We start from the raw sequence: 18,000 nt of genomic DNA, 5'->3' as shown, positions 1-18,000 counted from the left end.
TCAAACAATTCCAGTTTAACAGCTGGTCTGCCTTTGTCACTGGTCCTAGAAAAGGATGTCTAAATTACCGTAGGGATAAAAAAACTGCAGCGCTATGGATTTGCGTTGCAGTTCTCATGTTATTTATTTAACTAATTCAATGATTGCCATAGGTGCTGCGTCTCCGCGACGTACTCTTGTCTTAACAACACGAGTATATCCACCCTTACGGTCTGCATAAGCAGGTCCGATTTCTTCAAACAGCTTCTGCAGAGCAGTCTGTCCTGTTTCTTCATTGACAACAACATCACGTACAAAGCTTGCAGCCTGACGACGAGCGTGCAGGTCTCCACGTTTTGCCAGTGTGATCAGTTCATCAACAACGGAACGAAGTTCCTTTGCTTTCATTTCAGTAGTTTCAATCTGACCGTAAGCGATCACGGATGTCGCCATGTTACGTAATAAAGCTTTACGGTGGTCAGCTTTACGTCCTAATTTACGATTCCACATTGGTCCATTAACCTCCCTTGCGAATATTTATTCGTATGACTTGAAACTCAGTCCCAAATCATAGATCTTATCTTTAACTTCCTTTAATGATTTCTTACCCAGGTTTCTTACACGCATCATTTCATCCTCTGTTCTCTGCGTCAGTTCCTCCACAGTCTGGATTCCTGCACGCTTCAAACAGTTATAGGAACGTACGGATAAGTCAAGGTCTTCAATCATCATGACAAGTCCCTTATTCTGTACCTCACCCTGTGCTTCCTTCATCACGGATTCCATATCGTTTACTGCTTCGTGAACATTCGTCAGCAGCTCCAGATGGTCGATCAGAATTTTGCTGGCAAGTGCTACGGCTTCTGCAGGACTCAGTGAAGAGTCTGTCCAGATTTCCAGAGCAACCTTGTCATAGTGAGCATCCTGTCCAACACGAGTCGGCTCCACATTATAGGATACCTTTTCGATTGGTGTATAAATTGAATCTGTGTAAATGATTCCCAGAGGCTGATTTGGTGTCTGGTACAGCTGCTTGTTTGTGTCAGCACTCACGTACCCGCGACCAATACGAGCCTGCAGTTCCATTTCCAGCATTCCGCCCTCTTCCAGTGTACAGATGTGCAAGTCCTTGCTTATTACCTCCACACCTTCCGGGCAAATGATATCAGCACCGGTTACTGCGCCTGGACCCTGTTTTGAGATACGCAGGGTATAAATTTCATCATCCTGAATACTCATCACAAGGGTTTTGATATTTAAAATGATTGCCGTTACGTCCTCTACAATTCCAGGAATTGAAGTGAACTCGTGGTAAACACCATCAACTTTAATTGAAAATACGGCAGCTCCCGGTAAAGAGGAGAGCAAAACACGTCTTAGTGCATTTCCAATGGTTGTACCAAAACCTCTTTCCAAAGGTTCAAACACAAACTTCCCGTAATGTTGAGATTCATCATATTCTTTTACTTCAAAATGTGCACGTTCGAATTTTTGCATAGTTTACCTCCTCAATTACAGTTAATCATTAACCACGTGGTCGTTTAGGTGGACGACAACCGTTGTGCGGGATCGGTGTCACATCGTTAATCAATGTGATTTCCAGTCCTGCTACCTGCAGAGCTCTTACAGCTGCTTCACGTCCTGGTCCCGGACCCTTTACGCTAACTGCAATTACTTTCATACCATTCTCTATTGCTGCTTTTCCTGCAGCTTCTCCAGCCATCTGTGCTGCGAAAGGAGTGGATTTACGAGATCCCTTGAATCCTAAAGCACCAGCACTAGACCATGCTACAGCATTTCCGTTTTCATCAGTAATAGTAACGATGGTATTGTTAAATGTTGAGTGGACATGTGCAACTCCACGAGCAATATTCTTGCGTGCCTTACGTTTACCACGTGAGTTCGCTTTTACGTTCTTTGCCATTATTTACTTCCTCCTATCGTCCTATTTCTTTTTGTTTGCTACTGTACGAACTGGACCTTTACGCGTACGAGCATTTGTCTTTGTACGCTGTCCGCGTACTGGTAATCCTCTTCTGTGACGGATTCCACGGTAGCATCCGATTTCCATTAAACGCTTGATGTTTAACTGAACCTCACGACGCAGGTCACCTTCAACCTTTACACCATCGATTTCGTTACGGATTGCATTTACCTGATCTTCTGTTAAGTCTTTTACACGGATATCTTCGCTGATTCCAGTTTTAGCCAGAATTTTTTCTGATGTGGAGCGACCGATACCGTAAATATACGTTAATGATACTACTACGCGCTTATCGCGTGGTAAGTCTACACCTGCAATACGAGCCATTACATTACACCTCCGTTAGTTTCCCTGTCTCTGTTTGTGTTTTGGATTTTCGCAAATAACCATGACGCGGCCTTTACGTTTGATAATGCGGCACTTATCGCATATTGGTTTGACAGATGGTCTTACTTTCATGCGTTTTCCTCCTTAATTCACGACTTACTTGTGTCGGAATGTTATACGCCCACGTGTTAAATCATACGGTGAAATCTCTACGGTAACACGGTCCCCTGGTAAAATGCGAATGTAGTGCATGCGGATTTTACCAGAAACGTGAGCCAGAATTTCGTGTCCGTTGGCCAGTTTCACCTTAAACATTGCATTTGGCAGAGTATCTACAACAACTCCGTCAATTTCAATAACATCTTGTTTACCCATTATCTGGACGTTCCTCCTTATTCAGTGTTGTGAGTATTTCATACCCACGGTTTGTAATCACAATCGTGTGTTCGAAATGAGCTGCCTTGCTGCCGTCTCTAGTGACAACACCCCAGCCATCCTTCAACATTCTTGTCTGTGGTTTGCCCGCGTGAACCATCGGTTCCACTGCCAGCGTCATACCCTCCTGCAGGAGGATGCCGCGGCCTGCTGGGCCAAAATTTGGAACTGTCGGATCTTCATGGACAGAAGTTCCAATACCATGTCCTGCATAGTCTCTTGGAATCGAATATCCGTGCGTAAACACATATTCTCCGATTGCATGAGAAATATCAGTTAAATGATTCCCCGCTCTGGCCATTTTTAAACCTTCATACAAGGATTCTTCACTGACACGCATCAGTCGCTGATCTTCCTCGCTGAGCTTGCCAACGCCATAGGTCCAGGCAGAGTCTCCATGGTACCCCTGATAACAGGCACCGATATCTACTGAAACAATGTCTCCGTCGCATAAAACGGTATCGCCTGGGATACCATGTACTACGACAGAATTTATAGAAATACAGGCTGCTGCCGGAAAGCCGTACAGACCCTTGAATGACGGTGTTGCACCGTTTTCCAGAATCACATTTTCAATGATTCTATCCAATTCCTGCGTGGTAATTCCGGGCTGCATTGCTGCACTTGCTGCACGATGTGCAAGCGCAACAATTATACCCGCTTTTCTCATCTTTGTCAACTCCTGATTTGTTTTGGCTTTCACCATTCCTATTTCTCCAGAGCTGTCAGTGTATCATTCCATACGCTGTCAATCGGCTGACTCGCATCAATTCTTGTGACGATTCCCTTACTATCATAATAGTCAAGCACCGGAGCCGTCTGTGAACTGTACTCTTCCAGACGCACTGTTAAGCTTTCCACAGTATCGTCCTTGCGCTGGAATAATTCTCCACCACATACATCGCAAACATTGTCGGTTTTACTCGGCTTTGATTTGATGTGATAGATTTCTCCACATTCCTTGCAAATGCGGCGTCCGGTTACACGATCTGCCAGCTTTTCAAAGTCAATTTCAAGTGCGATGACTTTGTCAATGGCAAGCTCGCTGCCTTCAGCCAGTGCATCGAATGCTTTGGCCTGGTCAAGTGTTCTCGGATAGCCGTCCAGCAGGAAACCGTTTTTCTTGTCTTCCAGCTTTTCCAGATAACTCTTTACCATATTGTTAACGACTTCGTCGGGAACCAGCAGTCCTTTATCCATGAAGCTTTTCGCCTCCATGCCAAGAGCTGTTCCCTTTCCGATTTCACTGCGGAAGATATCTCCCGTGGAAATGTGGTTAACGTTAAACTTCTCGACGATTTTGGCAGACATTGTACCTTTTCCGGCACCAGGTCCTCCCATAATCAGGATATTCATAGGTTCACCTTCTATCGTTTTATCTCTGCAGGAATCCGCGGTAGGATTTCTGTGTCAGGCGTCCCTCGATCTGTTTTACCGTTTCCATTGCCACACCGACAACGATGATGATTCCGGTTCCACCAATACCCATTGACTGTGGAAGATTGATGCCTGGAATCAGAGGCAGTGCATGCGGCAGAACAGCGATAAAGGCAAGCCCGATTGCTCCCAGAACCGTGATTCTGCACAATACTTTGTTAACATATTCTTTGGTCTCCGTACCCGGACGGATTCCCGGGATATACGTACCGGATTTTCCGAGGTTCTCTGCGATTTTTTCCGGATCCACCTGCAGCTTCGTATAGAAGAAGGTGAATAACAGTATCAAAACCACATAGATCACAAGGCTGACCGGAGTCTGCATTCCCATATAGGTTTCCAGTGTTTTGACCCAGCCAGCTGCTGGCCAGACCATTTTGCAGATCTGCAGCGGCGCAACCATGATGGCGGATGCGAAGATGACAGGAATTACGCTGGCGGAATTGATTTTCAGCGGCAGGTAAGTCATGTCCTTCTTACGAGTCGTTACAGTACTGGATGTATACTGAATCGGAATCTTACGTTCTGCTGTCTGCATGAAGACGACGAATACGATAATCAGCAGATAGGACACAATATAAAGTCCGAATGTCAGAATACCATTGAAGGTTGCACTGCTGTTGCTTTGATCCACCAGTGTCTGCCATGCTGTTGTAAACTGATATGGCAGTCTGGAGATGATACCGGCAGCAATGATCATGGAAACACCGTTTCCAATTCCCTTCATGCTGATACGGTCTCCAATCCACAGAATGAACATGCTGCCTGCTGTTAACAGGGTCGCAACGTACAAAATAGAAGCCCATCCGCTTCCATTTACCAGCAGTGTTTTATACTGTGTGGAGAAACTGTAAACCAGTGTGGATGCCTGGAAAAAGCTTAATACGACTGCCAGATAGCGTGTATAACGGTCAATCTGCTTCTTTCCGGTTGCTCCGCCCTTAGCCAGTTCGGTAAGCGCAGGAATGACATCCATGGATAACAGCTGAATAATAATGGAGGCAGTAATGTATGGACCAACACCCATCGCAAAAATGGAAAGCTGCTCCAGACCACCACCGCCCAGCATATTAATCATCGCAAATAGTGAGCTATCCTGCATACCTTTTATCAATTCGGTTACATCTACGCCCGGTACAGTGATTGCTGAACCGAAGCGAAAGACGAACAACATGGCAAGAGTAAAGAATATTCGATTACGAATATCTTTATTCTTGAACATGTCTGCAAAGGTCCTAAACATGATTAGATAACCTCTGCTTTTCCGCCTGCCTGCTCAATGGTAGCGATTGCTGATTTAGAGAATTTGTTTGCTTTTACGCTCAGCTTCTTCTCCAATTCACCTTCGCCCAGGATTTTAATACCATCCAGTTCTTTCTTTACTAATCCACATTCAATCAACAATTCCGGAGTTACTTCCGTACCGTCTTCAAACCCGTTCAGGGATGCAACGTTTACGATAGCATATTCCTTGCGATTGAAGTTTGTAAATCCACGTTTTGGTAAACGTCTAGCAAGTGGTGTCTGACCACCTTCAAAACCTAAACGAACGCCTCCGCCAGATCTTGCTTTCTGTCCTTTATGACCCTTTCCTGCTGTTTTACCATTTCCGGAGCCATGACCGCGACCAACACGGTAGCTTTTCTGTCTAGCTCCTTCAGTATATTTCATTTCATGTAATTTCATGTTCTAATCCTCCTATTAACCGCGAATTTCTTCTGGTTTTTTACCACGGAGACGAGCAACTTCCTCGATCGTTTTCAGATCTTTCAGGGCAGAGATCGTAGCACGAACCATGTTGATTGGTGTACGGCTTCCCAGACACTTGGAAAGGATATCGTTGATACCAGCCAGCTCCAGGACTGCACGAACAGGACCACCGGCGATAACTCCGGTACCTTCAGAAGCAGGACGCAGGAATACTTCTCCAGCTCCGTATCTTCCAGTGATTGCATGAGGAATTGTAGTTCCTACAACAGGTACTGTGAAGACATTCTTCTTAGCATCTTCGATTGCTTTCTTAATTGCATCAGGTACTTCGTTGGCTTTACCTGTACCAAAGCCGACGCGGCCCTTCTTGTCACCGATAACAACCAGAGCTGCAAAGCGGAAACGACGTCCACCCTTGACTACCTTTGTTACACGGTTAATGGTAACTACGCGTTCTTCAAATTCTTTTTCAGCATCGCGATTTCTTCTTGGTCTACGTTCCATTCGCATAACCTCCTAAAATTTCAAGCCAGCAACTCTTGCTGCTTCGGCCAATGCCTTTACACGCCCTGTGTAAACATATCCACCACGGTCGAATACGACACCAGTGATGTTCTTTTCAATTGCACGCTTTGCAATTTCTGTTCCTACAGTTTTAGCGGCTTCAACATTTCCACCGTTTTCTAACTTTAATTCTACACTACTTGCAGATGCCAGGGTTACACCGTTAACATCATCAATGATCTGCGCGTGAATGTTGCTGTTTGAACGGAAAACGTTCAGGCGGGGACATTCAGGAGTACCGCTGATTTTGGTACGAACACGCACGTGACGGCGCATACGCTCGTCATTTCTAGAAACTTTCTTAAGCATTGTTCAATTTCTCCTTTCCCACTATTTCTTACCTGCTGTTTTACCTTCCTTACGACGAACATATTCACCTTTATAGCGAATACCTTTTCCTTTGTAAGGTTCTGGTTTTCTCACAGCACGAATGTTTGCAGCGAATTCACCAACGCGTTGTTTGTCAATTCCTGATACTTTGATATCCGTAGCAGAAGAGCATTCTACCTTCAGACCGTCTTCTACAGCGAACTCAACCGGGTGGGAGTACCCAACGTTTAAGGTCAGCTTGCTTCCGCTTACAGCAGCACGGAAACCGATACCTACCAGTTCCAGTTCCTTTGTAAAGCCTTCGGACACACCTTCCACCATGTTTGCCAGCAATGCACGGGTTGTACCATGCAGCTGTTTCACATGCTTTTCGTCGTTAGGACGAGTTACTGTCAATACATTTTCTTCTACCTTGATTCCCAAAGCAGGGTTAAACTGACGAGTTAAAGTTCCCTTGGAACCTTTAACAGTCACCTCATTCCCGGCAGCGATGGTTACTTCAACGCCGGCAGGAATGGTAATCGCTTTATTACCGATACGTGACATTTTCTTACCTCCGTTAAGCTCTTACCAAACGTAAGCGATGACTTCACCGCCAACATGTTTAGCTTTTGCTTCTTTATCTGTTATCACACCGTGGGATGTAGAGATGATTGCAATTCCCAGTCCGTTCATTACGCGAGGAATGGAGTCCACCTTTGCATAAACACGTAAGCCTGGTTTTGAGATTCTCTTCAGCCCGTTGATTACTTTTTCGTTGTTAGGACCATATTTCAGAGTAACTGTGATGGTTTTCTTAACATCACCATCGACTGTATAGTCTGTGATGAATCCTTCATTCTTTAAAATCTTAGCGATTTCAACTTTTTCTTTGTTTGCAGGAATTTCCACTGTTTCGTGACGAGCCTGAAGCGCGTTACGAACTCTGGTAAGCATATCTGCAATCGGATCTGTCATAATCATGACTGTATTCCTCCTATCTGACTACCAACTTGCCTTTTTCACACCCGGGATCTGACCTTTGTAAGCCAGCTCACGGAAGCAAATACGGCAGAGTTTGTATTTACGTAAAACTGAGTGAGGACGTCCACAACGCTCACATCTGGTGTACTCGCGCACTTTGTACTTCTGAGGACGTTTTGATTTGTTAACCATTGCTTTTTTTGCCATATACGTCTAAGTCCTCCTATTTCTTGAAAGGCATGCCCATTTCTTCCAGCAGTGCCTTTGCTTCTTCGTTCGTGTTGGCTGTCGTAACAATAACGATATCCATACCGCGAACCTTGTTGATCTTATCGTAATCGATTTCCGGGAAGATCAGCTGTTCCTTTACACCCAGAGTGTAGTTTCCACGACCGTCAAAGGAAGTGGCACTGACACCGCGGAAGTCACGTACACGAGGCAGTGAGATGTTCATCAGCTTATCCATGAAATCATACATTTTTTCTTTTCTCAGAGTAACCTTACATCCGATCGGCATTCCTTCACGAAGTTTGAAGTTTGCGATGGACTTCTTAGCTTTTGTGATTACCGGAGCCTGTCCGGTGATCTGTGCCAGCTCAGCAACTGCTTCATCCAGCACTTTTGGGTTTGAAATAGCTTCACCGATACCCATATTGATAACGATTTTATCTACGTGAGGTACTTCCATGACTGATTTGTAGTTGAATTTCTTCATCAGGCTTGGTGTTACGACCTCTTTATATTTCTGTTCTAGGCGATTCATCCTTTAGCCTCCCTACTTAACTTCAGCGCCGGTTTTTTTGTAGACGCGTACCTTTTCTGTGTTACCTTTTTTGTCAGTTTTTGTTTCATAACCGACACGGCTTGCCTTCTTCGCTTTGGAATCGTAAGCCATTACGTTGGATACATGGATCGGAGCTTCCTTCTCGATGATTCCGCCATCCGGATTCGCCTGTGTAGGCTTCAGATGCTTCTTCACCAGGTTGACACCTTCCACGATTACTTTGTCTTCCTTAGGGAAAACTTTGGTTACTTCACCGATAGTGCCCTTGTAAGCACCTGTAATAACCTGAACCTTATCACCTTTTTTGATTTTCACAAAGACACCTCCTTACAGTACTTCTGGTGCCAAAGACACAATTTTCATGAAGTCCTTGTCACGCAGCTCACGTGCAACAGGTCCGAAAATACGAGTTCCACGCGGTGTATTGTCGTCCTTGATCAGGACAACCGCATTGTCATCAAATTTGATGTATGTTCCGTTGTCACGGCGAACGCCACGTTTTGTACGTACGATTACACCCTTGACAACATCACCTTTTTTTACAGTTCCACCAGGAGCAGCCTGCTTTACAGCACAGACAACGATATCCCCGATGTTTGAAAACTTACGAACGCTTCCGCCTAAGCAGCGGATAACCAGAACTTCTTTGGCTCCCGTGTTGTCAGCGACGCGTAATCTACTTTCATTCTGGATCATGAATGTCTACCTCCTGATTACAGCTGTACAGCTTTTTCGACGATTTTCACCAGACGGAATCTCTTGGTAGCAGACAATGGACGTGTTTCCATGATTTCTACCTTATCTCCCATTCTAGCTTCATTGTTTTCGTCATGCGCTTTAAATTTCTTAGAATATTTTACACGTTTTCCGTATAACGGGTGTGTTTTCTTTGTTTCAACAATAACAGTAATTGTCTTATCCATCTTGTCGGAAACTACAGTCCCGCGATATACTTTACGGTTAGATCTTTCCATAACTTAGTGATCCTCCTTAATCCTGACTACCAAGCTCGCGCTCAGTCATCACAGTTTTGATACGGGCAATTGTCTTTTTCACTGTCTTCATACGTGCAGTGTTTGTCAACTGACCTGTAGCTTGTTGGAAACGAAGATTAAAAAGTTCATCTTTAAGCGTTTCGATCTCTTGTAATAATTCAGTATTGCTTTTTTCTCTGATCTCTTTCGCTGTCATAATTACTTCTCTCCTTTTCTAACAACAAATTTTGTCTTCACCGGCAGCTTGTGAGCAGCAAGACGGAATGCCTCACGTGCCACTTCTTCAGGTACACCGGCGATTTCAAACATAACACGGCCCGGTTTTACAACTGCTACCCATCCTTCAGGAGCACCCTTACCAGAACCCATACGTACTTCAAGAGGTTTTTTCGTTCTTGCCATGTGAGGGAAGATACGGATCCAAACCTTACCACCACGCTTCATGTAACGAGTCATGGCAATACGAGCGGCCTCGATCTGACGGTTGCTGACGTAAGCACCAGTGTCAGCCATTAGACCATATTCACCAAAAGATACTTCACGACCGGCTTTTGCACGTCCCTCGTAGCTTAAACGGTGAGGTCTTCTATATTTAGTTCTCTTAGGCATTAACATAAATTATTTTCCTCCTTCCGCTTTTCTAGGAGCATTTCCACCAGCAGAGTTTCTGTTGTTATTGTTTCTCTGGCTGTTGTTTCTGTTTCCACCACGATTACCACGGCGATTGCGGCGTCTGTCGTTCATGTTGTTCTTCGGAGCTTCCGGTTCCTGAACCATCTGTCCTGGCAGAACTTCACCACGGCAAATCCAAACCTTTACACCTAAACGACCGTAAGTCGTAGATGCTTCTTCCCAAGCATAATCGATATCTGCACGCAGTGTGTGCAGAGGTACAACACCTTCGCTGTAGCCTTCGGTACGAGCCATATCAGCTCCGCCCAAACGACCGGATACAGCTGTCTTGATACCCTTTGCTCCGGCACGCATTGTTCTCTGGATAGCTTTCTTCTGTGCAGTACGGAAGGAAGCACGCTGCTCCAGCTGATCCGCAATGCTGCGGGCAACCAGCTTTGCATCCAGATCCGGGTTTGCAATTTCCAGAACCTTCAGGTAGATGTTCTTTCCACCAGTCAGCTTCTCAACTTTTTTCTTCAGCATTTCAACATTTTCACCGTTTGTCCCGATGATCACACCTGGACGAGCGGTACGGATCATGATTTCCACACGGTTTTTAGAACGTTCGATCTCAACTCTGGACACTGATGCATTCTTGCACTCAGCGAACAGGAATTCACGAATCTTTACATCTTCCAATAATAAATCGGCATAATCCTTGTCAGCGTACCATCTGGACTCCCAGTCACGGATGACACCGACACGTAATCCGATCGGACTAACTTTCTGTCCCATGAGCTACCTCCTTAATCACGCTCGTCAACCACAACAGTAATGTGGCTGGTGCGTTTGTGGATCGCACTAGCAGATCCTTTTGCACGTGGCATGAAACGTTTCAGAGTTACACCCTCGTTTGCATAGCATGCCTTTACGTACAGCTTTTCTTCATCCATATCATGGTTATTCACTGCATTTGCTACTGCAGATTTCAATACCTTACCAACTGCTTCTGCTGCAACGTTCGGTGTGAACTTTAAGATTGCAGCTGCTTCAGCAGCATCTTTCCCACGGATTAAATCGATAACAATACGAGCTTTTCTAGGTGGGATACGTAATGTTTTCGCTGTTGACTTAACTTCCATTATAACGTTTCCTCCTTATCGTTTAGCTTTCTTGTCATTATCGCCGTGACCACCGTATTTACGGGTTGGCACGAATTCACCAAGCTTGTGTCCTACCATATCTTCTGTAACGTAAACAGGCAGGTGCTCCTTACCGTTGTAAACGGCAAATGTATGTTCCACAAACTGAGGGAATATAGTTGAACGACGTGACCAGGTTTTGATAACTTGTTTTTTACCGGCTTTGTTCAGCTCATCCACTTTTTTCATTAAGTGGTCATCACAGAACGGGCCTTTTTTAAGACTACGACTCATTTTTCATTTCCTCCTTTGCCTATTTGCCATTACGACGACGAACGATCAGTTTCGTTGACGCTTTTTTCGCTTTACGTGTTTTCACACCCATAGCTTTCTTACCCCAAGGTGTCATTGGAGATTTACGTCCTACTGGAGTACGTCCTTCACCACCACCATGAGGGTGATCATTAGGGTTCATAACGGAACCACGAACAGTCGGGCGAACACCCTTCCATCTCATACGTCCGGCTTTACCGTAGTTTACCAGACTGTGGTCTTCGTTACCAACCTGACCGATTGTAGCACGGCAATTAGACAGAATTCTACGAACTTCACCAGAAGCCAAACGAACCGTTGTGTATTTTTCTTCAATACCAAGGATCTGAGCAGATGTTCCAGCGGAACGAGCCATCTGGCCACCCTTACCTGGCTTTAATTCAATATTGTGAATGAAAGTACCTTCAGGGATATCTTTCAGCTCCATTGCGTTACCGACCTTGATGTCGGCACCTTCACCGGAAACTACTGTCATACCAACAGTTAATCCCTTTGGAGCGATGATGTAACGCTTTTCACCGTCTGCATAGTTCAACAGAGCGATGTTAGCGGAACGGTTTGGATCGTATTCAATCGTAGCCACACGAGCAGGAACACCGTCTTTGTTTCTCTTAAAATCGATAACACGGTAAGCTCTCTTGTGTCCACCACCCTGATGACGGGTTGTGATACGTCCGTTATTGTTACGTCCACCTTTGCTCTTTAACGGCTCCAGCAGACTTTTTTCAGGCTTGTCTGTCGTAATTTCTTCATAGGACAGACTAGTCATACCACGACGACCTGGAGTGGTCGGCTTATACTTCTTAATTGGCATAGTGTCAATTTCCTCCTTACGCAATATTTAGTCAGGAAATAGCGTGCTTCTTCCTGAACTTATTCAGCTTCTTCGCCGAATAAGTTGATGTCCTGACCTTCCTTGATTTTCACATAGGCTTTACGGACATTCTTGGTAGTACCAACATATTTACCCATTCTCTTGGTTTTCGGTTTCACATTCACGATGTTCACTTTCTCAACATCGACACCGAAGATTGCTTCCACGGCCTGTTTTACCTGTGTTTTGTTGGTTCCCTTTTTAACTTCAAACGTTACTTTGTTATCTGCGTCCATGTATCTCATCGTTTTTTCAGTGATGATCGGACGGATGATGATATCCTTGTAGTTTTCCATTATGCAAGTGCCTCCTCAACATCTTTCACAGCAGCTTCTGTAAAGACGATTTTGTTAGCATTTACGATATCGTAAACATTTAATCCATCAGCAGTAAGCATCATCATAGTAGGGATGTTCCTCATGCTCAGGAATGCGTTTTCAAAATCTTCACCTTCAGATACTACGAATAAGGTTTTCTTAGGTGCGTTGATATCAGCGACAATCTGATTGAAAGCTTTTGTTTTCGGAGCTTCCAGCTCAAACTTGTCCACAACGCTCATTGCGTTTTCCAGCACTTTTTCAGACAGAGCTGATTTCAGAGCCAGACGACGAACTTTTTTGTTCAGCTTGTAGCCATAGTTTCTAGGAGTCGGACCGAATACGATTCCTCCGCCTCTCCACTGTGTGGCACGAATGGATCCCTGACGAGCACGTCCGGTTCCCTTCTGACGCCAAGGCTTACGTCCACCACCGCGTACTTCTGTACGGTTTTTGGTATCGTGAGTACCCTGACGCATAGATGCTCTCTGCATAATGACAGCATCGAAGATACATTGCTGATTTGGCTCGATGCCAAATACTGTATCTGCAAGAGTGATTTCATTCAGCTCTTTACCAGTTTGGCTTAATACGACCATCTTAGGCATCTTTTATTCCTCCTCTTTCGTGTAATCCACTAATGTTACAGGTTCTGTATTGCCCTTGGAACATTTAGCAGTGCGCACCATAACCATTCCACGTTTTGGCCCAGGCACGTTTCCTTTAATCAATAAGTAGTTGTTTTCAACGTCAACCTTGATCACTGTCAGGTTCTGGTTTGTAGTTCTGTAACCACCTTCCTGACCAGCCATCATCGTACCCTTTAAGATTTTACCCTGACGAGAGGTAATACCGTTTGTAGCAAGGGAACCGATATGTCTGTGGTGTCCGGAACCATGGCTCTTAGGACCGATTTTCGCATTGTTACGAACAATCGTACCCATGAATCCCTTACCCTTGGATGTACCGATAACATCTACTGTTTCTCCGGCACTGAAGATTCCTACGTTAACCTCAGCACCCAGCTCCAGATCAGCAAATTCGCTGTCGCGAACTTCCTTGACAAATCTTTTTGGAGCAGTGTTTGCTTTCGCAGCATGTCCGGCTTCACCTTTTGTGCTGCGTGTTTCTTTAACATCTTCAAAACCTAACTGCACAGCTTCGTATCCGTCGTTTTCCACTGTTTTCTTCTGTAATACAACATTTGGACAAGCCTCAACTACAGTTACAGGAATCAGTGTTCCATCCTCTGTGAAGACCTGTGTCATCCCAAGTTTGCGTCCTAGAATACCTTTCATGATGTCACCTCCATTACAGCTTAATTTCGATGTCAACACCACTAGGCAGCTCCAGACGACTCAGTGAGTCGATTGTTTCTGCTGTAGGTCCGACAATCTCAATTAAACGTTTGTGCGTTCTGATCTCGAACTGCTCGCGAGAATCTTTGTATTTGTGTACCGCACGCAGGATTGTAACCACCTGCTTTTCAGTTGGAAGAGGTACTGGTCCAACAATTTTTTTAGCACCGTGAGCTTGTGCCGCTTGCACGATCTTTTCTGCGGATGCATCCAAGATTCTGTGCTCATAAGCTTTTAAGCGAATTCTTACGCTATTTTTTGCCATGAATATATCTCCTTTCGCCTATATGGACTATAGACTCGCTCGATGCGAATTCCCCGGCCTCGCCGTCCATGACAACGTTTCTCAGTGGGTCGGCAACCTCGCATGTCCTTGCGGTCGTGATAATATTCTAACACATCCAAATGTTGATTACAAGCGTTATTTACGGCTTTTTTTAGTTTTTTTCATAATCTTTTCCGAATGCGTTTCCTGCTGAAAATCAGCAGTTTATGAGAGCGTTTACATGTTTTTTTGATGAAAATCACGTAAAAAAACTTCTAAATCGATAGAAGTTTTCTTTAAAACGGAAATCGCTTCCCGATAAATTTTTCACAGTTAACCACCATCTGTTCCTGCAGTTTCTCATAGGATATGTTACGCATTTCACAGATTTTGTGCATACTGCGTTTTAATATGGCTCCATGCTCCTCTGGTGCGACCTTACGATTCTCACACCACGTACATGCGGAAATACCATCCGTTTCCACCAGCATTCGATCCAGCGGGACACAGGCCGCCACATGCTGTACCGTTTCATCGAAGGGCAGCGAAGGACCGACGGTAAACCAGCAGCCCAGATCAATATACTCCTGCAGCCATGCATCACAGGAATACCAGTGCACCAGATACCGGTTTTCATAGCGACGCAAATATTCAAGTGCTTCCTTTTCTCTTCCCTTCAGATGCAGAATCACCGGTTTCTGATATCGCTGTGCAAAAGCAAGCTGCTGCTCAAACAGCCGGGACTGCAATGTCATATCCGTGTTACACCAGACACTATCCAATCCGATTTCACCAATGATGTCCACTTCCTCAAGAATCGGCAGCATTGCATCCCAGTGAACCTCATCCACCTTCCACGGATGAATACCGGCACTGATCCATAGGAAAGGATTCTTCTCTTGCAGCTTTCTTAAGTTCTTATATTCTTCAGGTGTTGCGGCATTGGCGATACAGGCAATGTCCTGTTCTTTTAAGATTTCTGCCGGATAAGCTTCCTCCATATGCATATGCGCATCAACGATCATATGTCCCCTCCTTCAGCAGCTGATAGATTTCCTTCTTCAGACCACCCTGATCATACAGCCACTCCCTGCTTTTTTTGCAATCCTTTAATGAGATTTCCCTACAGATGGAAGCAGGTGATCCACCAAGAATCAGAATGCGGTCTGCCAGATACAGGGCCTCTTCAATATCATGGGTCACCAGCAGCATCGTTCTGTTTAATTCACTTCTCAGCTTCAGCAGCCAATCCTGCATATCGTTGCGGGTGATGACATCCAGCGCACCGAAGGGTTCATCCAGCAACAGGATATCCGCACTGCAAAGTGCCGTTCGTAAAAACGCAGCCCGCTGCCTCATACCGCCGGATAGTTCATAGGGATAAGCCTGTTCATATCCCTTCAATCCAAATGCCTCAAACTCCTGCAATGCCTGCTCTCTGGCTTCCTTCACATGCCCGTGAAGCTTTCCATATAAACAAACATTATCCAGAATATTCTTCCATGGCAGAAGAAGATCATCCTGTGGCATATAGGCAAAGTGGGAGGATACGCCGCTAACCTGCACATCATCCACATAAAAGGTTCCCTCTTCACAATCCAAAAGCCCTGCCAGTATGTTCAGCAATGTGGACTTTCCACATCCGCTTGGTCCAATCAGCGCAGTAAACTCTCCCTCTTCCACATGAAAGCCGACATGCTCCAGTATTCTTCTGTTATCAAAAGAGATTGCCATATCCTCCACTCGTAATTTCATGATGACCTCCTGTGTCGTTTTTTTATTTCATTACAAATTCATTGGTATACTGTTCATCCGCCTTGATTTTTTCTGTGATCAGCTTGTTTTCATACATAAAGGCAGTATAGTTATCCCATACGGAATCCTTCATAACACCCCAGCTGTCCGCATCCCTGGCATATTCACTGCTCAGATATTTCTGACTTTCCTTCAGAAATTTCAAATCATAATCAGGAGCGTATTTGCTTAATATTTCAGCGGATGCATCCGGGTTTTCAATTGCATATTCATATCCCTTCTTTACCGCATTCATAAATTTCTGAACCGTTTCCGGATCTTCCTTGATCATCTTTTCACTGGTAATAATGAGCGGTGTATAATAATCAAGGCGTTCATCCAGTTCGCGTAACGGTATGTAATTCAGTTCATAGCCTTCCATTCTTCCCTTTGTGACTGCCCAGCCTTCAAATTCCCACTGGATATCCACACTCTTGCCAAGGGAAGCAAAGCCGCTGCCATCTGCCCCCACCATTGTCAGCTTGGAGAAATCTGCCTTCGCAGCTGTCATTACCGCCTTTACAACTGCTTCCTCACTCGGTGCCTGCCATCCTGCATAAACCTTTCCCTCGAAATCCTTCGGTGTTTTGATATTTTCCTTTTTCAATGATACAAAGCCGCTTGTATTATGCTGGATGATGGTCGCAATTGCACGAATCGGCAATGGTTCCTCCGCCGTTCTCGCATACGTGACGTCCTCCTGATAGCTGACACCGAATTCTCCCTTGTTTGCCGCAACCAGTGTTGCACTTGTCGAATCATCTCCCGGCTCAATGATATCCACCTCCAGGCCTTCTTCCTTGAAAAAGCCTTTTTCCTTCGCCACATAGAAACCGGTATGATTGGTGTTTGGAAGATAATCCAGAATCAATGTTACCTTTTTTTCTGTTTCTTTGTTTTCGGATGCTTCCTTTTTATCAGAACATCCACTCACTGTGACAGCCATCAGCACAGCCATCAGCATACAGCCTAATTTCTTCATTTCGCTTTCCCTCTTTTCTTTCTCGCATATGGAAACAACACCGCCTCCAGCAGCACCACCGCTCCATGCAGCAGCAGACTCAGTGCGATAATAACCACTACGCAGGCAAACACCTTATCCAGCATATAGCCGTTTTTTACACGGATCATATAGTATCCAAGACCTGCGGATGCACTCAGCCACTCTCCGACGATAGCACCACCGATACAGTAGGTAGCTGCTACCTTCAATCCGGAAAACAGTGCAGTGGAGGCCGCCGGTATCTTCACATATGCATATATCTGCCATTTTTTTGCTCCAAAGCTTTTCAGCAGACTGATCTGATGCTCATCTACTTTACCCAGCGCGTCACAGAAGGCGATTGCGACCGGAAAGAAGCACATGAAGATGACCATTAGAATCTTCGGTGCCATGCCGAAACCCAGCCAAATGGAAAACAGCGGTCCCAGTACCATGACCGGTACTGTCTGCGTGACAACCAGATGGGGAAATATGCTGTGTTTAAACAGCTGGGAAAGATCCATGCCAATCGCAATTACGATTGCGAGCAGGGTGGCGATCAATAAACCGATGACAGCCTCCTGCAGCGTTACCAGAGAATGCATCCACAGTATATCGCGATTCGCAAACAGCGCCTGTAGGATGGTTGAGGGCGCCGGCAGAATATACAAATCAATATCAAATATATGAACACAGCCTTCCCATACTGCCAGTACCAGAAGCAGCGTGAGCAGCGGCATACCGATTCTTTTTAAACGCTTCATCCATAGTTCTCCTTTCCAATAAAAAAACACCTCCGTGAGGCGTAAGTG

The 18,000-nt window shown here is 45.1% G+C and carries 33 protein-coding genes; all 33 read right to left on the bottom strand.

Annotated elements, in window-relative coordinates:
- Positions 1 to 123 precede the first annotated feature (123 nt).
- On the bottom strand, positions 124 to 489 hold the full coding sequence (gene rplQ, locus G4D54_03910; protein QJA01630.1) for a 50S ribosomal protein L17: 366 nt from the start codon (positions 487 to 489) through the stop codon (positions 124 to 126).
- A gap of 27 nt (positions 490 to 516) precedes the next feature.
- The gene (locus G4D54_03905; GenBank protein QJA01629.1) at positions 517 to 1,476 is read right to left on the bottom strand and encodes a DNA-directed RNA polymerase subunit alpha; all 960 of its coding nucleotides are present in this window, start codon (positions 1,474 to 1,476) and stop codon (positions 517 to 519) included.
- Between the two features lie 28 nt (positions 1,477 to 1,504).
- A complete protein-coding gene (gene rpsK / locus G4D54_03900) occupies positions 1,505 to 1,903 on the bottom strand; it encodes a 30S ribosomal protein S11 (protein ID QJA01628.1) in 399 nt (132 codons plus the stop codon).
- A 21-nt stretch (positions 1,904 to 1,924) separates the two neighbouring features.
- Positions 1,925 to 2,290 carry a 30S ribosomal protein S13 gene (gene rpsM, locus G4D54_03895; protein ID QJA01627.1) on the bottom strand — a complete coding sequence of 122 codons (366 nt, stop codon included), beginning with the start codon at positions 2,288 to 2,290 and terminating at the stop codon, positions 1,925 to 1,927.
- Between the two features lie 15 nt (positions 2,291 to 2,305).
- Entirely contained in the window at positions 2,306 to 2,422 is a 117-nt protein-coding gene (rpmJ, locus tag G4D54_03890; GenBank protein ID QJA01626.1) for a 50S ribosomal protein L36, read from the bottom strand.
- 24 nt (positions 2,423 to 2,446) lie between these two features.
- Positions 2,447 to 2,665: a translation initiation factor IF-1 gene (gene infA, locus G4D54_03885; protein ID QJA01625.1), complete on the bottom strand. Its 219-nt coding sequence runs from the start codon at positions 2,663 to 2,665 to the stop codon at positions 2,447 to 2,449.
- Complete coding sequence (gene map / locus G4D54_03880; protein ID QJA01624.1) at positions 2,658 to 3,431, bottom strand: type I methionyl aminopeptidase; 774 nt, start codon at positions 3,429 to 3,431, stop codon at positions 2,658 to 2,660. The genes infA and map overlap by 8 nt, the downstream gene beginning before the upstream one ends.
- Positions 3,432 to 3,433: 2 nt before the next feature.
- A complete protein-coding gene (locus G4D54_03875; protein QJA01623.1) occupies positions 3,434 to 4,081 on the bottom strand; it encodes an adenylate kinase in 648 nt (215 codons plus the stop codon).
- Between the two features lie 19 nt (positions 4,082 to 4,100).
- A complete protein-coding gene (secY, locus tag G4D54_03870; protein QJA01622.1) occupies positions 4,101 to 5,405 on the bottom strand; it encodes a preprotein translocase subunit SecY in 1,305 nt (434 codons plus the stop codon).
- A gap of 2 nt (positions 5,406 to 5,407) precedes the next feature.
- Positions 5,408 to 5,848, bottom strand: coding sequence for a 50S ribosomal protein L15 (gene rplO / locus G4D54_03865; protein ID QJA01621.1), 441 nt, complete (start codon positions 5,846 to 5,848; stop codon positions 5,408 to 5,410).
- 15 nt (positions 5,849 to 5,863) lie between these two features.
- The gene (rpsE, locus tag G4D54_03860) at positions 5,864 to 6,376 is read right to left on the bottom strand and encodes a 30S ribosomal protein S5 (protein ID QJA01620.1); all 513 of its coding nucleotides are present in this window, start codon (positions 6,374 to 6,376) and stop codon (positions 5,864 to 5,866) included.
- Positions 6,377 to 6,388: 12 nt separating this feature from the next.
- Positions 6,389 to 6,745, bottom strand: coding sequence for a 50S ribosomal protein L18 (gene rplR / locus G4D54_03855; GenBank protein ID QJA01619.1), 357 nt, complete (start codon positions 6,743 to 6,745; stop codon positions 6,389 to 6,391).
- A 21-nt stretch (positions 6,746 to 6,766) separates the two neighbouring features.
- Positions 6,767 to 7,312, bottom strand: coding sequence for a 50S ribosomal protein L6 (rplF, locus tag G4D54_03850; protein ID QJA01618.1), 546 nt, complete (start codon positions 7,310 to 7,312; stop codon positions 6,767 to 6,769).
- A 21-nt stretch (positions 7,313 to 7,333) separates the two neighbouring features.
- Complete coding sequence (gene rpsH / locus G4D54_03845) at positions 7,334 to 7,729, bottom strand: 30S ribosomal protein S8 (protein ID QJA01617.1); 396 nt, start codon at positions 7,727 to 7,729, stop codon at positions 7,334 to 7,336.
- Positions 7,730 to 7,750: 21 nt separating this feature from the next.
- The gene (locus tag G4D54_03840) at positions 7,751 to 7,936 is read right to left on the bottom strand and encodes a type Z 30S ribosomal protein S14 (GenBank protein ID QJA01616.1); all 186 of its coding nucleotides are present in this window, start codon (positions 7,934 to 7,936) and stop codon (positions 7,751 to 7,753) included.
- A 16-nt stretch (positions 7,937 to 7,952) separates the two neighbouring features.
- Complete coding sequence (gene rplE, locus G4D54_03835) at positions 7,953 to 8,492, bottom strand: 50S ribosomal protein L5 (GenBank protein ID QJA01615.1); 540 nt, start codon at positions 8,490 to 8,492, stop codon at positions 7,953 to 7,955.
- A 12-nt stretch (positions 8,493 to 8,504) separates the two neighbouring features.
- Positions 8,505 to 8,828, bottom strand: coding sequence for a 50S ribosomal protein L24 (gene rplX / locus G4D54_03830; GenBank protein QJA01614.1), 324 nt, complete (start codon positions 8,826 to 8,828; stop codon positions 8,505 to 8,507).
- 12 nt (positions 8,829 to 8,840) lie between these two features.
- Positions 8,841 to 9,209, bottom strand: a complete 369-nt coding sequence (rplN, locus tag G4D54_03825; GenBank protein ID QJA01613.1) for a 50S ribosomal protein L14 — start codon at positions 9,207 to 9,209, stop codon at positions 8,841 to 8,843.
- Between the two features lie 17 nt (positions 9,210 to 9,226).
- Positions 9,227 to 9,487 (bottom strand): 30S ribosomal protein S17, encoded by a 261-nt coding sequence (gene rpsQ, locus G4D54_03820; protein QJA01612.1) that lies wholly within the window; start codon positions 9,485 to 9,487, stop codon positions 9,227 to 9,229.
- A gap of 16 nt (positions 9,488 to 9,503) precedes the next feature.
- Positions 9,504 to 9,704, bottom strand: coding sequence for a 50S ribosomal protein L29 (gene rpmC, locus G4D54_03815; GenBank protein QJA01611.1), 201 nt, complete (start codon positions 9,702 to 9,704; stop codon positions 9,504 to 9,506).
- A 2-nt stretch (positions 9,705 to 9,706) separates the two neighbouring features.
- Entirely contained in the window at positions 9,707 to 10,123 is a 417-nt protein-coding gene (gene rplP, locus G4D54_03810; GenBank protein QJA01610.1) for a 50S ribosomal protein L16, read from the bottom strand.
- Between the two features lie 3 nt (positions 10,124 to 10,126).
- A complete protein-coding gene (gene rpsC, locus G4D54_03805; GenBank protein QJA01609.1) occupies positions 10,127 to 10,918 on the bottom strand; it encodes a 30S ribosomal protein S3 in 792 nt (263 codons plus the stop codon).
- Between the two features lie 11 nt (positions 10,919 to 10,929).
- The gene (gene rplV / locus G4D54_03800; GenBank protein ID QJA01608.1) at positions 10,930 to 11,265 is read right to left on the bottom strand and encodes a 50S ribosomal protein L22; all 336 of its coding nucleotides are present in this window, start codon (positions 11,263 to 11,265) and stop codon (positions 10,930 to 10,932) included.
- Between the two features lie 15 nt (positions 11,266 to 11,280).
- A complete protein-coding gene (gene rpsS / locus G4D54_03795; protein ID QJA01607.1) occupies positions 11,281 to 11,559 on the bottom strand; it encodes a 30S ribosomal protein S19 in 279 nt (92 codons plus the stop codon).
- A gap of 19 nt (positions 11,560 to 11,578) precedes the next feature.
- Entirely contained in the window at positions 11,579 to 12,412 is an 834-nt protein-coding gene (rplB, locus tag G4D54_03790; GenBank protein QJA01606.1) for a 50S ribosomal protein L2, read from the bottom strand.
- 59 nt (positions 12,413 to 12,471) lie between these two features.
- Complete coding sequence (rplW, locus tag G4D54_03785) at positions 12,472 to 12,768, bottom strand: 50S ribosomal protein L23 (protein ID QJA01605.1); 297 nt, start codon at positions 12,766 to 12,768, stop codon at positions 12,472 to 12,474.
- The gene (rplD, locus tag G4D54_03780) at positions 12,768 to 13,397 is read right to left on the bottom strand and encodes a 50S ribosomal protein L4 (GenBank protein QJA01604.1); all 630 of its coding nucleotides are present in this window, start codon (positions 13,395 to 13,397) and stop codon (positions 12,768 to 12,770) included. The genes rplW and rplD overlap by 1 nt, the downstream gene beginning before the upstream one ends.
- Before the next feature lie 3 nt (positions 13,398 to 13,400).
- A complete protein-coding gene (gene rplC / locus G4D54_03775; GenBank protein ID QJA01603.1) occupies positions 13,401 to 14,087 on the bottom strand; it encodes a 50S ribosomal protein L3 in 687 nt (228 codons plus the stop codon).
- Between the two features lie 13 nt (positions 14,088 to 14,100).
- Entirely contained in the window at positions 14,101 to 14,412 is a 312-nt protein-coding gene (gene rpsJ / locus G4D54_03770; GenBank protein ID QJA01602.1) for a 30S ribosomal protein S10, read from the bottom strand.
- Between the two features lie 296 nt (positions 14,413 to 14,708).
- Complete coding sequence (locus G4D54_03765) at positions 14,709 to 15,437, bottom strand: hydrolase TatD (GenBank protein QJA01601.1); 729 nt, start codon at positions 15,435 to 15,437, stop codon at positions 14,709 to 14,711.
- Entirely contained in the window at positions 15,427 to 16,167 is a 741-nt protein-coding gene (locus G4D54_03760) for an ABC transporter ATP-binding protein (GenBank protein ID QJA01600.1), read from the bottom strand. Before G4D54_03760 ends, G4D54_03765 begins: the two co-directional genes overlap by 11 nt.
- Positions 16,168 to 16,189: 22 nt before the next feature.
- Entirely contained in the window at positions 16,190 to 17,188 is a 999-nt protein-coding gene (locus tag G4D54_03755) for an ABC transporter substrate-binding protein (GenBank protein QJA01599.1), read from the bottom strand.
- Entirely contained in the window at positions 17,185 to 17,952 is a 768-nt protein-coding gene (locus G4D54_03750; GenBank protein QJA01598.1) for an ABC transporter permease, read from the bottom strand. The genes G4D54_03755 and G4D54_03750 overlap by 4 nt, the downstream gene beginning before the upstream one ends.
- Between the last annotated feature and the right edge of the window lie 48 nt (positions 17,953 to 18,000).

The organism is [Clostridium] innocuum (assembly GCA_012317185.1).
Taxonomy (GTDB): Bacteria; Bacillota_I; Bacilli_A; order Erysipelotrichales; family Erysipelotrichaceae; genus Clostridium_AQ; species Clostridium_AQ innocuum.
The sequence above is the reverse complement of the archived record's forward strand: the minus strand, read 5'-3'. Positions and strand labels throughout refer to the sequence as shown.